This is a genomic window from Ruminococcus sp. 1001136sp1, from assembly GCF_039841815.1.
Taxonomy (GTDB): domain Bacteria; phylum Bacillota; class Clostridia; order Lachnospirales; family Lachnospiraceae; genus Blautia_A; species Blautia_A faecis.
In genome coordinates this window covers 21,716-34,168 of record NZ_JBDPGY010000031.1, presented here as the reverse complement: position 1 = coordinate 34,168, position 12,453 = coordinate 21,716, and the positions used below count along the sequence as shown (strand labels likewise).

Genomic DNA, 12,453 nt, shown 5'->3' with positions numbered 1-12,453 from the left:
TATGATAAACTTAAGGAAAAGAGCAACGATTGAATCCCCATAGCTATCGGCTAAAGGGACGCGACTTTGTTCACCAAAGTAAAATCGAAATTGATGTAAACGAAAGGGCAGTTTTTATCAGAACTCAAGGCTGCTTTTTCGTTTACACCAACTCCGATTGTTTCCTTAACAGTTATTTGAATAAGCGATATGACAGGATGAAAGAGGAAACGAAAGATAAGATCCAGGAGGCAATCGATGCTTTGGGGTACATCCCAAGTATCAGTGCGCGCAGGTTGTCGGCCAAGGAGAAAAGTAAAACAGTAGGTTTGATTATTCCAGGAAATCTGGCAAATGTGTTTGACACAATGTATTTTCCACAGGTATTTGATTCTGTTGGAAAAGCGGCTGAAAAGCAAGGCTATTCGGTTTTAATTTATGCACAGAACAGCAAAAAGCTGGGAGATGAGCAGATGGAATATCTTCTGGGTTTGGGAAAATCACTGGTGGATGGCTTCCTGATATTTTCCCTAACACCTAAGGATCGATATTTCAAGGAATTCGAGAAGAATAAGATTCCATATGTATGTGTGGGAAAAATCAAAGGTTACGATGATTACAATTATGTGGCAACGAATCATGCTCAGGCAGTAAAAGAAGCCGTGGATTATCTGGTTCAGCTGGGACATGAGAAAATCGCCATGTTGACAGAGGATAAGGTTAGTGTAGTAGAGGAAAGCCGTTTCCCAGCCTATAAAGAGGCTATGGAACAGCATGGGATCCCTTACAGAGAGGACTATTACTACAGCTTTTCTTGCGGTGAGATTGCAGAAAGGGTATTTAACGAGATGCTTCAGAAAAAAGAACGTCCCAGTGCATTTATCATTCCGGCAAATCTTACCAGATATCTGAAAAGGGCGGTGAGAGCCAACAATTTGTATATCCCTGATGATCTTTCCCTGATCACGCTGGAATACTATGAAAACTATTATTCAGAGTATGTGACATTCCAGAACATGAAGTACACCCGGGTTCCTTCTGTAGCAGATAAGGTTTCTGAAGTTGCATTACAAAAACTGATTGGTCTGATTGAACAGCCGGAAGAAAAATTTGAATCCTGTCTGGAGCCGATAGAGCTTAAGATAGGAAAAACAACAAGGGTAAAAGCAAAAACCGTAAACTGAAAGGAGAAAAACACTATGAAAACTAAGAAGGCGTTAGCAGCAGTATTGGGAATGACAATGTTAAGCGGATCTTTTGTCGTATCAGCACCGGCAGAGGTAAAGGCTGCTGACAAAAAACTGGTATTTTGGGACAAATCTGAGTATGTAGCAGCATACAACGATATGATGAAAGCAAAACTGGATGAATTCGCCGAAGCAAATGGTGTGGACGTAGAATATGTAATCGTTCCTTCAGGAGATATCAAGCAGAAACTTGCAGCAGCTATTGAGTCCGGTAATCAGCCTGACCTGATCATGGGCGATAACACATTAGTTGCAGAATATATTAACAGCGATCAGCTGGCAGAAGTAGATGATGTTCTGGAAAATATCGACTTCAAAGAAAATGCACTTAGATATGCAACCTTTAACGACAAGAATTACCTTGTTCCACTTTCCTTTACAGCACCAGGTATGTACATCAGAAAAGATAAATGGGAAGAAAAAGGCCTGGATATGCCGACTACATGGGAAGAGCTGAAAGAGGATGCTGAAAAGATCAATGATCCGGAAAACGGCTTCTATGCATTAGGACTTCCTCTTGGAGCAAGCGGAGGCGGAGATGCAGAGTCCTTCGTAAGAACCGTAATCCTTGACTTTGGCGGAAGACTTGTTGATGAGAACGGAAAGGTTGTGGTAAACAGCCCTGAGACTCTTGCAGCAATGGAATATATCGCATCCTTATATGAAGAAGGACTTTGCCCACCAGATGCAACTACATGGGATGACAGTGCAAACAACTCTGCATGGATGGCTGGTACAGTAGGTATGGTATGTAATTCCGGTTCCATTATTTCTTCTATGGAGCAGGAGAATCCAGACCTTCTGGCAAACACTCAGATAATCCAGTATCCAGCAGTATCTGCTGATGACACTTCCTATACATTAGGTGGAGCAAATGTATTTGGTATCTTTGAGACCGGAGCAAACACAGATGTAGCAAAAGAGTTCGTTTCCTATTATTTCAGCGATACAGATTACTATAATCAGATGGTTGAGGCTATGGGTGCTATGTGGCAGCCTGTTGTCAATGGATATGATGATACAGATTTCTGGAATGCAGAAGATCACATTGGCTGGTTAAAGAACTCTGAAAACTTAGTACTTACCACTTATCCGGCACCTACAACCGGTGAAGCAGCAACAAGCTTTACAAACCAGGCTTGTGTAAAGGCTATGCAGCAGATCGTTGTTAACGGCGTAGATCCTCAGGAAGCACTTGACTCTCTGGAGCAGTCCCTGATCGAGCTTTATGGTGAATGATTTCTGGAAACATCAATCCATTTTAAATGATTAAAATGCAGGAGCTGTTCCAGATGGAACAGCTTCTGCTGGAAAGGAAGAGGAAATTGTCAATGGCTAATGTGAAAAGAAAATATGAATCACAGGCAAAGAAAGACAGAAGACTGGGACTGATATTGATGATTCCGATCATCCTTGTAGTATTTGGAATAATGGGTTATCCGTTCTGCCGTGCGCTCTATCTGTCATTTACCAATAAGGTGGTAGGAAAACCAGAGGAATTTGTTGGATTAGAAAACTATATCAAATTGTTCCATGATCCTATTTACTGGAAATCTCTGAAGAACACGCTCGTTTATACAGTGGGCTGTATTGCTGCAAAGCTTGCACTGGGGCTTTTATGGGCGGTACTGCTTAATAGAAGTTTCAAGGGAAAGTCCTTTTTCCGTACAGTACTTTTGATTCCGTGGGCGATTCCCGGAATGGTAGCTGCGACAACCTGGCGCTGGATGTACGACAGTACTTATGGAATTATCAACAGTCTTCTGATCTCTTTGGGAATTACGAAGATTGGAATTCCGTGGCTTAGCGACCCTAATCTTACACTGCTTACAACGATGATCGTAAATATATGGAGAGGAATTCCTTTCTTTATGTTCAGTATCCTGGGAGCTTTACAGACACTGGAAAAACAGCAGTATGAAGCTGCCTATGTAGATGGCGCAGGAGCATTTAAACAGTTCTGGTATATCACACTTCCGTCTATTTCAAGTGTAATTGGAATTACCACATTGTTATCTACAATCTGGACATTTAATGACTTTGAAAATGTTTATCTGATCACAGGAGGCGGCCCGTTATATGCTTCCAGTACAATCGCAACCTATACCTATGATATGGCCTTTATTCAGAATAACTTTGCAAGAGCTGTATCTGTAGCGATTTCTGTTATTCCGTTATTGTTGATCCTGATATTTATCTATACAAAAGCAAATAAAGAGGAAGAATAGGAGGGAAGATTATCATGGTAATGAAAAAACATAAAAGAATTGCTGCTTCGGCAGCGACATACATACTCCTGATAATTGCACTTGTGTGGACTATTTTTCCGGTATACTGGATGATCAAATCTTCCATAACAGTAAACAGTGAAATGTATGTGGCACGTCCGTCACTGATCGCAAAACATTACACCTTTGAAAACTATGTAGACCTTTTTACCAAAACAGAATTTCCCCGGGCCCTTTTAAATAGTCTTATGATCGCTTTTTTGACAACCGTCTGTTGTCTATTGATCAGTATTCTTGGCTCTTACGCTATGACAAGACTGAAATATCCGGGAAGAAGATTTTTCAAAACAAGCATTATCTTTTCTTATTTAATACCTACTGCAGTGCTTTTCGTACCGATGTATGTATTTGTAAGTAAACTTGGATTCTATGACAACAAATGGGCATTGCTGATCATTTATCCAACCACTGTTGTGCCGTACTGCTGTTATATGCTGATGAGTTATTTTAAGGCCATTCCTTATGCACTTGAGGAAGCAGCTCTGATTGATGGCTGTACCAGAATGAAATCCTTAAGATATATCATCACACCAATCGCACTTCCTGGTATCGCAGTTGTTGCAACCTTTGCATTTACAATGTCCTGGAACGAATATTTATACGCCATGATCATGACTACAAGTCCCGCACAGCAGACTGCTGTAGTTGCCATTTCCAGCTTCAAATACGCGGATTCGGCAATCTGGGGAAGAATCATGGCAGCATCAGTACTCACATCTCTGCCGGTTACGATCATTTATATTGTAGCACAGGCACAGCTGATCTCAGGCAAATCAGATGGAAGCGTGAAATAATTCGCCGCAGGGGCATTCATGGATCCGGCCATGCAGGCATGGCCAGTCTGCAGATGCCCTCCGGGAATTTCATAGCAAAAATAATCAAGAAGAGAGGGAAAACAAATGGACAAAGTTTATGAGGAAATTTTACAGAATGTGAATACCAATTCAAGACCTTCCGATTTGAGGATCACAGATCTGCGTGTTGCAGATATTGTAGGCGCACCAATGCACTGCACTTTGGTAAAAATTTATACCAATCAGGGTATTGTTGGTTACGGCGAAGTTCGTGACGGAGCAGACCGAAAATTTATTTTAGCATTAAAGAGCAGACTGATCGGGGAAAATCCCTGCAATATTGATAAATTATTCAGAAGAATCAAACAGTTTGGAGGCCATGCAAGACAGGGCGGCGGTGTCTGCGGTGTAGAAATCGCACTTTGGGACCTTGCAGGAAAGGCTTATGGTGTTCCAGTTTATCAGATGCTTGGAGGAAAATTTAGAGATAAGATCCGTATTTACTGTGACACAGATGTAGAAGGAAAGCATACCGGAATCGATATGGGAAAGGCATTAAAGGCAAGAATGGAAAAAGGCTTTACTTTCCTGAAAATGGATCTTGGTATTGATCTTTTATACGATGAACCAGGCGCACTGTGCGCACCTCTTGGATTTGTTCAGGAACTGAAAGCAGCAACTGCATATGATGCAATTCCAAGAAATTTAGATGAGAAAGAAACATATCTTCGCAACCGTCACTATGATGTGAACAATATTCCACATCCATTTACAGGCATTCAGGTAACAGAGCATGGCTTTGATATTCTGGAGCAGTATGTAAAAGATGTAAGGAGCATTATCGGATATGATATTCCACTTGCAATTGACCATTTTGGACATATTGGCGTGGAATCCTGTATCAAGCTGGCAAGAAGAATTGAAAAATATAATATTGCATGGATGGAGGATCTGATTCCGTGGCAGCTGACAGACCAGTATGTACGCCTGAGAAATTCCTGCACAGTACCGATCTGTACAGGTGAGGATATTTATCTGAAAGAAAACTTCAGACCTCTACTGGAAAAAGGCGGCGTATCTGTGATTCATCCGGATATTCTTACTTCCGGTGGAATTCTTGAGAATAAGAAAATCGGTGACCTTGCACAGGAATATGGTGTTGCAATGGCTGTTCATATGGCTGAGAGCCCAATCGCTTGTATGGCTGCTGTTCACAGTATTGCAGCTACTGAGAACTTCCTTGCACAGGAATTCCATTCTGTAGATGTTCCGTGGTGGGATGATCTGGTAACCGGACTTCCGAAACCACTGGTACAGAACGGTTATATTACAGTTCCGGATAAACCAGGTCTAGGTATTGATGAGATCGTGGACGAGGTTGTGCTGGAACACATTCATCCGGATTATCCGGGAATCTGGCTTCCAACGGACGAGTGGAACCATGATTATTCCCATGACCGTCTGTGGAGCTGACATTTTACCGCAGCGACAGACAAAGACTCGGCGGCGGATTGCGCCGCCGGTGTTACTATTCACAATTTTGCGGGAAACCATGAATGATAGGAAATCATATAAAGAAGAAAGGAATCTTAAATTATGCATTTCAGTGTAAAAGAGGATATTATACAGTTAACAGAAAAATGGGATGGAGAGCGTTTTCCAGATGGACGTCCGAGAGTATCTGACGAGGATTTGGAAGAAATAAGACATCTTACTCTGGAAGAGGTATGGCAGCCGATGTTTATAAAAGGCTACCTGAATCAGTTTGAGGAAAAATTGAAAAGGCTTCATGAGGATAAGACAAAGCTGGTTGGAAGAGCTGTGACCTGCTCTTTCATGCCTGCAAGACCGGATCTTGTGGAGACTGTAAAGAAGATCGGTGATTCTGAGGGAAGAAAAGGAACCTGTAACCAGTGGGTAATTGATACCCTGGTAGAAGGGGACGTAGTCGTAGCAGATATGTATGACAAGATCTACGAAGGAACCTTTGTAGGTGGAAATCTTTCCACAGCTATCAAAAACAGAACTAAGACCGGCGGTGCCGTTGTATGGGGTGGTATCCGTGATCTGGAGCAGATTGAAGGAATCGAAGGACTTCAGGTTTACTACCGCGGCGTAGATCCTACCCCGATTAAAGATTTTGTTATGACCAGCTTTAACTCCATGACTAAGATCGGCGGGGCTGTCTGCCTTCCTGGTGATGTTGTATTTGGATATGGCGGTGGTGTGATTTTTATCCCAAGCCATATGGTAAAGGAAGTAATTGAATTTGCAAGGAAAATGCATGTAAAAGATATTTTCGGTTTTGAAATGATCAAACTGGGTGTATACACAACTGCAGATATTGACATTGATGTATGGCCAACAGAGATGATGAACCGTCTGGTTGCTTTTATCAAAGAGGATGAAAGAGGCGAGCAGTACAGAAATCTTGATTGGAGCAAAGAGTTTGCAGCGGCAGAAGAGAAGTAACGCTTATGGAAGATATATTAAAAATTGCGGCTGAAAATCCCATTATTCCGGTAGTAAAGCTGGAACGGGCAGAGGATGCCACAATGCTTGCACGGGCATTGTGTAAAGGCGGAATTTGCTGTATGGAAATCACTTTCCGCACAGCGGCCGCGAAAGATGCCATCAAAAAGGTGGCAGAAGAAGTTCCGGAAATGCTGGTAGGTGCAGGAACGGTAATCAATGCAGGTCAGGTGGAAGATGCTGTTGAGGCTGGGGCGAAATTTATTGTAAGCCCGGGGCTTTCAGAAGAGGTTGTAAAAAAATGTCAGGAGCTGGATGTGATCTGTCTCCCTGGCTGCGTGACAGCCAGTGAGATCATGAAAGCCAAATCCCTTGAAATCGGTGTAGTGAAATTTTTTCCTGCCCAGACAAGTGGAGAAATCAAGGCGATTAAAGCTCTTGCAGCACCTTTTGGAGATATGAAATTTATCCCTACAGGTGGAATCAATACAGAGAATATCTGTGCCTATCTGGAAAATTCTTTCATCGCAGCATGCGGTGGAAGCTGGATGGTAAAGGAAAGTGATATAAATGCAGGAAATTTTGAAGAAATTACCAAAAAGGCACAGGAGGCTTTGACACTGGTAAGGGGGTGTGGCAGATGAGTGAAATATTCACAATGGGAGAACCCATGGTAGTGTTCATCGCAGAAAAGCCAGGCACCTTCAGTGAAGTGGAAAATTATTCCAGGGGACTTGCCGGTGCTGAGTTGAATTTTTCTATCGGAGTGACCAGACTGGGACATACTGCAAGCTATTTTACAAAACTTGGAAAAGACCCTTACGGGGCTTATATCCATGAATTTATCGAAAAGGAAAAGATTGACGGAGAAAAGGTCCTTTTTACAGAAGAATATCTTACCGGATCTTATTTGAAGACAAAAGTTCTGGAAGGAGATCCTGCTGTATATTATTTCCGGAAAAATTCTGCTGCTTCTCATATCTGTCCGGAAGACATTGAGGCGCAGGATCTGTCTGGAGTGAAGATGGTCCATATTACAGGAATCACATCGGCTTTGTCAGAAGACTGCCGCAAATCCTGTATGACTCTTGCAAAAAGAGCACATGAAATCGGGGCGATGGTAAGCTTTGACCCCAATATTAGGGAAAAACTCTGGAAGTCAAGGGAAGAGATGGTGCAGACCTTAAATGACATGGCATTTCACAGTGATGTGGTGCTGCCAGGTATTAAAGAAGGCAGAATTCTTGCCGGTACAGATGTGCCGGAGAAGATTGCAGACTTTTATCTGGAACATGGCTCTAAAACTGTAATTGTAAAGCTTGGGGAAAACGGCGCTTATTACAAGACAAAAGACGGCGCACAGGGCACAGTTCCTGGGTATAAGCCAGAAAAAATCGTGGATACAGTAGGGGCAGGAGATGCTTTTGCAGCAGGTGTGGTAACAGGCCTTCTGGAAAATCTGCCTCTTGACGAGGCTGTTGCCCGTGGAAATGCCATGGGAGCTATTATTATTTCCTCAAAGGGAGACAATGACAATCTTCCGGACCGGGAAACTCTGTTTGCATTTCAGGGAAAACAGAAAAGATAGAAAAGCATAAAAAATATAAAGCTGAGACAGCCGCTTCCGGGCATTTTTCAAACATGCCTGGGAACGGTTGTTTTTATTGCGTATCCTGTTCTTTTGTTTTATAATAGGGCAAAAGAACTTTTGAACCAGCTGTTTTGACAGAAGAAAAGACGAGGAGCGAATACTATGAAAATCGGATTTATCGGATGTGGAAATATGGGTTCTGCAATGATCGGCGGAATCTTGAAAAATGGTGTGTTTGAAAAAAATGAGATTATTGTTTCAAATCTCACAGAAGAAGGAAGCAGAAGAAGTCGGGAAAAACTTGGAGTTGTGACAACTCTGGATAATTGTGAAGTTGTGAAAAATGCAAATATTGTTATATTAGCAGTAAAGCCTCAATTCTATGAGGAGGTAATCGGTGAAATTAAAAGTTTCCTGACACCACAGCATATGATCGTAGGAATTGCGCCCGGTAAAACTCTTGCATGGCTGGAAGAAAAATGTGAGCAGCCGTTAAAGGTGGTACGTCTTATGCCGAATACCCCGGCGCAGGTAGGGGCAGGAATGACAGGTGCCTGTGTCAATGATCGGGTAACAGAAGAGGATCTGGATCAGATTCTTGCCATTACAAACAGCTTCGGTCGCACAGAGGTGGTACCTGAAAGATTGATGGACGCAGTTAGCGCAGTCAGTGGGTGCTCTCCGGCTTATGTATTTATGTTTATTGAAGCAATGGCAGATGCCGCTGTGGCACAGGGAATGTCAAGAAAACAGGCCTATCAGTTTGCTGCCCAGGCTGTACTTGGAAGTGCGAAGCTGCTTCTGGAGACAGGTATGCATCCGGGAGAACTGAAGGATATGGTATGCTCCCCGGCAGGAACGACCATTGAGGGTGTGCGTATCCTGGAAAAAAATGGTTTCCGCAGTGCTGTGTTTGAAGCATTGCAGGGAGCTGCTGATAAAGGAAAGAAAATGTGAGCTTTGCCTACAAAAAACATCTCGCGGAATATTACCAGTGAGCAGTAACTATAAGTAAATAATTGTGAAAATGAATCAGGAGGTTCCACTATGAGCAAAAAAGTATACATCTTCCTCGCCGACGGTTTTGAAGACATTGAAGGCTTAACTGTAGTTGATCTTATGCGAAGAGCAGGAATCACTATTACAACCGTTTCGATTAAAAACACCAAACAGATCACTACAGCCCATGGAATCACCATGCTGACCGATACCACCTTCTGTGAGGCGGATTTCTCCGACGCGGACATGCTGGTTCTCCCAGGCGGGCAGCCTGGAACCACTTATCTTGGAGGATTCGAGCCACTTACCGATCTGGTTAAAAGCTTCTATAATAATGGAGGTAAGATCGCAGCCATCTGCGCGGCACCTACTGTTTTTGCAGAAATCGGACTTTTACATGGAAAGAAGGCCACTGCATACCCGGCCTGCATGGACGGTCTTGGAGATGCTGTGAAGTCTGAAGAAAAGGTTGTAATTGATGGAAACATTACTACAAGCCGTGGACTTGGAACTGCAATTGACTTTGCCCTTTCCCTGATTTCCCAGCTCCTTGGTCAGGAAAAAGCAGAGCAGATTGCAGAATCCGTAGTATACAAGTAGGAAATATTCTGAAAAACCTTGATTTTCAAGGAATAACAGGGAAAATCCCCAAAAAAATAACCGGGAAAACCATAAAAAACACTGGCGTTTTTTATTGGGGTGTGCTATACTTCTACAATGACTGTAATAATAGGGGGAAACCCTGCGCATTTATAACCGCAGAAAGAATGCAGAGAGATATATATTAAGGAGGAACACGAAAATGAGTTTACAGGTGGAGAAATTAGAGAAAAACATGGCGAAGCTTACCATCGAAGTTTCCGCTGAAGATTTAGACAAAGCAATGGAGAAAGCTTACCAGAAACAGAAAAGCAGAATCAGCCTTCCAGGATTCCGTAAAGGAAAAGCTCCGAGAAAGATGATCGAGAGCATGTATGGCAAGGGTGTATTTATGGAAGACGCTGTTAATTCTCTTGTACCACAGGAATATACAAAAGCTCTTGGCGAGTGCGATCTTGAGATCGTTTCCCAGCCGGAGATCAATGTTACACAGATGGAGCCAGGTAAAGCTCTTATCTTCACAGCTGATGTAGCTGTGAAACCAGAGGTTACTCTTGGAGATTACAAGGGTGTAGAGGTTCCGAAGTCTGAGATCGCTGTAACAGACGAGGAAGTTGACGCTGAGGTTAAGAAAGAGCAGGATAAGAATGCAAGAACAGTTGCAGTTGAGGATCGTGCAGCTGCAAACGGCGATATCACAACAATCGATTTCGAGGGATTTGTTGATGGTGTTGCATTTGAAGGCGGTAAAGGAACTGACTACGCACTTACACTTGGTTCCGGTACATTTATCCCGGGATTCGAGGATCAGCTTGTTGGAGCAAACACTGGTGACCATGTAGAAGTTAAGGTTACTTTCCCAGAGGAATATCAGGCAAAAGAGCTTGCTGGCAAGGAAGCTGTATTCCAGTGTGACGTTAAGAAGATCGAGACCAAAGAGGTTCCGGAGCTTGACGATGAGTTTGCGAAAGACGTATCTGAATTTGATACTCTTGCTGAGTACAAAGAAGATGTTAAGAAGAAACTGACAGAGAAGAAAGAGAAAGAAGCAAGAACTGCAAAAGAGAACGCTGCAGTAGATAAAGCAATCGAGAATGCACAGATGGATATTCCGGAGCTTATGACAAAGACAGAGTGCCGTCAGATGATGGACGATTTCTCCAGAAGAATGCAGCAGCAGGGATTATCCATGGAGCAGTACTTCCAGTTCACAGGCCAGAGCATGGACAAGATGATGGAAGACATGAAGCCACAGGCTCTCAAGAGAATCCAGACAAGACTGGTTCTTGAGAAAGTAGCTGAGGCTGAGAACATCCAGCCATCTGAAGAAGAGATCACAGAAGAGATCCAGAAGATGGCAGATGCTTACAAGATGGAAGCTGACAAGATCAGAGAAGCTATCGGTGAGAGCGGACTTGAGCAGATGAAGAAAGATATGGCTGTTCAGAAGGCTGTTACTGTTATCGCTGATGCAGCAGTTGAAGTTGAGAAAGCAGCAGACGCTGAATAATCAGCAGGCAGATAACTGCACATCCCAAGAGGGAAAAATTATTTTGTTATGAAAGCGCTCTCTCTGGCGCATTATAATGCAGACCAGGTGGAGCGCATCTGATAAGAAAAGAGGGAATATATGAGTTTAGTGCCTTATGTCATTGAGCAGACAAGCAGAGGGGAGAGAAGCTACGACATCTATTCAAGGCTTCTGAAGGACAGAATCATTTTCCTGGGAGAGGAAGTAAACGATGTAAGTGCCAGTCTGGTAGTTGCTGAGTTGCTTTTTCTGGAAGCAGAGGATCCTGGAAAGGATATCCAGCTTTATATCAACAGCCCGGGTGGTTCCGTGACAGCTGGTATGGCTATCTACGATACCATGCAGTATATCAAGTGCGACGTTTCCACTATTTGTCTGGGAATGGCTGCCAGCATGGGAGCATTCCTTCTTGCTGGTGGTACAAAGGGTAAGAGATTTGCACTGCCGAATTCTACGATCATGATCCATCAGCCATCTGGCGGAGCCCAGGGACAGGCTACTGAGATCCAGATCGTGGCAGATCACATTGCCAAGACAAAGAGAACATTAAATGAAATTCTGGCTGCAAACACCGGACAGCCTCTTGAGGTAGTAGAGAAAGATACAGACCGTGACAATTACATGTCCGCAGAGGAAGCATTGGCTTATGGTCTGATCGATGGTGTTGTAACCCACAAATAGGGAAAAACTGTAACTGGATAACCGAGTGTACACTGATGAAGATGTAGTATATTTGTGTATTTCCAGTATAAACTTTCCCGCCTAAACTGAAAACAAAAGAAATCCCCCTGGAGCTTTTAGAACTCTAATAGCCGGAGTTTTCTTTTGCATGCTACTGTAAGAAAAGACTCCTGAACTAACAGGAGTCTTATCTTGTAAAACGGGATAATTTTGTAAAATAGGTATATTTTACAGAATAATTCCAAATTTTAAGAAATAAAGAAAACTTTTT

General features: G+C 42.9%; 12 protein-coding genes. All 12 read left to right on the top strand.

Features of this window, described 5'->3' with window-relative positions; genetic code table 11:
- Positions 1-197 precede the first annotated feature (197 nt).
- The 12 genes from ABHC48_RS18895 to clpP all read left to right on the top strand — a co-directional run bounded on the left by ABHC48_RS18895 (position 198) and on the right by clpP (position 12,182).
- Positions 198-1,163 (top strand): LacI family DNA-binding transcriptional regulator, encoded by a 966-nt coding sequence (locus ABHC48_RS18895; RefSeq protein WP_195700389.1) that lies wholly within the window; start codon positions 198-200, stop codon positions 1,161-1,163.
- Positions 1,164-1,178: 15 nt separating this feature from the next.
- Positions 1,179-2,465, top strand: coding sequence for a sugar ABC transporter substrate-binding protein (locus ABHC48_RS18890; protein ID WP_173717255.1), 1,287 nt, complete (start codon positions 1,179-1,181; stop codon positions 2,463-2,465).
- Positions 2,466-2,557: 92 nt separating this feature from the next.
- Positions 2,558-3,454, top strand: coding sequence for a sugar ABC transporter permease (locus ABHC48_RS18885; RefSeq protein ID WP_118582746.1), 897 nt, complete (start codon positions 2,558-2,560; stop codon positions 3,452-3,454).
- A gap of 14 nt (positions 3,455-3,468) precedes the next feature.
- Positions 3,469-4,308 carry a carbohydrate ABC transporter permease gene (locus ABHC48_RS18880; RefSeq protein WP_118582684.1) on the top strand — a complete coding sequence of 280 codons (840 nt, stop codon included), beginning with the start codon at positions 3,469-3,471 and terminating at the stop codon, positions 4,306-4,308.
- A gap of 105 nt (positions 4,309-4,413) precedes the next feature.
- Positions 4,414-5,781 carry a mandelate racemase/muconate lactonizing enzyme family protein gene (locus ABHC48_RS18875; protein ID WP_118582687.1) on the top strand — a complete coding sequence of 456 codons (1,368 nt, stop codon included), beginning with the start codon at positions 4,414-4,416 and terminating at the stop codon, positions 5,779-5,781.
- Between the two features lie 123 nt (positions 5,782-5,904).
- Entirely contained in the window at positions 5,905-6,780 is an 876-nt protein-coding gene (locus tag ABHC48_RS18870) for an RraA family protein (protein WP_195700387.1), read from the top strand.
- 5 nt (positions 6,781-6,785) lie between these two features.
- A complete protein-coding gene (gene eda / locus ABHC48_RS18865; protein WP_195700386.1) occupies positions 6,786-7,424 on the top strand; it encodes a bifunctional 4-hydroxy-2-oxoglutarate aldolase/2-dehydro-3-deoxy-phosphogluconate aldolase in 639 nt (212 codons plus the stop codon).
- Positions 7,421-8,368, top strand: coding sequence for a sugar kinase (locus tag ABHC48_RS18860; RefSeq protein WP_195700385.1), 948 nt, complete (start codon positions 7,421-7,423; stop codon positions 8,366-8,368). Before eda ends, ABHC48_RS18860 begins: the two co-directional genes overlap by 4 nt.
- Positions 8,369-8,533: 165 nt before the next feature.
- Positions 8,534-9,328 (top strand): pyrroline-5-carboxylate reductase, encoded by a 795-nt coding sequence (gene proC / locus ABHC48_RS18855; RefSeq protein ID WP_195700384.1) that lies wholly within the window; start codon positions 8,534-8,536, stop codon positions 9,326-9,328.
- A 90-nt stretch (positions 9,329-9,418) separates the two neighbouring features.
- Positions 9,419-9,970 (top strand): DJ-1 family glyoxalase III, encoded by a 552-nt coding sequence (locus ABHC48_RS18850; RefSeq protein WP_118582702.1) that lies wholly within the window; start codon positions 9,419-9,421, stop codon positions 9,968-9,970.
- Between the two features lie 202 nt (positions 9,971-10,172).
- A complete protein-coding gene (tig, locus tag ABHC48_RS18845; RefSeq protein WP_148461701.1) occupies positions 10,173-11,480 on the top strand; it encodes a trigger factor in 1,308 nt (435 codons plus the stop codon).
- 120 nt (positions 11,481-11,600) lie between these two features.
- Positions 11,601-12,182: an ATP-dependent Clp endopeptidase proteolytic subunit ClpP gene (gene clpP / locus ABHC48_RS18840; RefSeq protein ID WP_118582708.1), complete on the top strand. Its 582-nt coding sequence runs from the start codon at positions 11,601-11,603 to the stop codon at positions 12,180-12,182.
- Positions 12,183-12,453: the final 271 nt, after the last annotated feature.

What these genes read in the sequence shown, in the direction of transcription:
- tig (WP_148461701.1), top strand. Translation starts at nt 10,173, where the DNA reads ATGAGTTTACAGGTGGAGAAATTAGAGAAAAACATGGCGAAGCTTACC.
- ABHC48_RS18870 (WP_195700387.1), top strand. Translation starts at nt 5,905, where the DNA reads ATGCATTTCAGTGTAAAAGAGGATATTATACAGTTAACAGAAAAATGG.
- ABHC48_RS18890 (WP_173717255.1), top strand. Translation starts at nt 1,179, where the DNA reads ATGAAAACTAAGAAGGCGTTAGCAGCAGTATTGGGAATGACAATGTTA.
- eda (WP_195700386.1), top strand. Translation starts at nt 6,786, where the DNA reads ATGGAAGATATATTAAAAATTGCGGCTGAAAATCCCATTATTCCGGTA.
- ABHC48_RS18860 (WP_195700385.1), top strand. Translation starts at nt 7,421, where the DNA reads ATGAGTGAAATATTCACAATGGGAGAACCCATGGTAGTGTTCATCGCA.
- proC (WP_195700384.1), top strand. Translation starts at nt 8,534, where the DNA reads ATGAAAATCGGATTTATCGGATGTGGAAATATGGGTTCTGCAATGATC.
- ABHC48_RS18895 (WP_195700389.1), top strand. Translation starts at nt 198, where the DNA reads ATGAAAGAGGAAACGAAAGATAAGATCCAGGAGGCAATCGATGCTTTG.
- ABHC48_RS18885 (WP_118582746.1), top strand. Translation starts at nt 2,558, where the DNA reads ATGGCTAATGTGAAAAGAAAATATGAATCACAGGCAAAGAAAGACAGA.
- ABHC48_RS18875 (WP_118582687.1), top strand. Translation starts at nt 4,414, where the DNA reads ATGGACAAAGTTTATGAGGAAATTTTACAGAATGTGAATACCAATTCA.
- ABHC48_RS18880 (WP_118582684.1), top strand. Translation starts at nt 3,469, where the DNA reads ATGGTAATGAAAAAACATAAAAGAATTGCTGCTTCGGCAGCGACATAC.
- ABHC48_RS18850 (WP_118582702.1), top strand. Translation starts at nt 9,419, where the DNA reads ATGAGCAAAAAAGTATACATCTTCCTCGCCGACGGTTTTGAAGACATT.
- clpP (WP_118582708.1), top strand. Translation starts at nt 11,601, where the DNA reads ATGAGTTTAGTGCCTTATGTCATTGAGCAGACAAGCAGAGGGGAGAGA.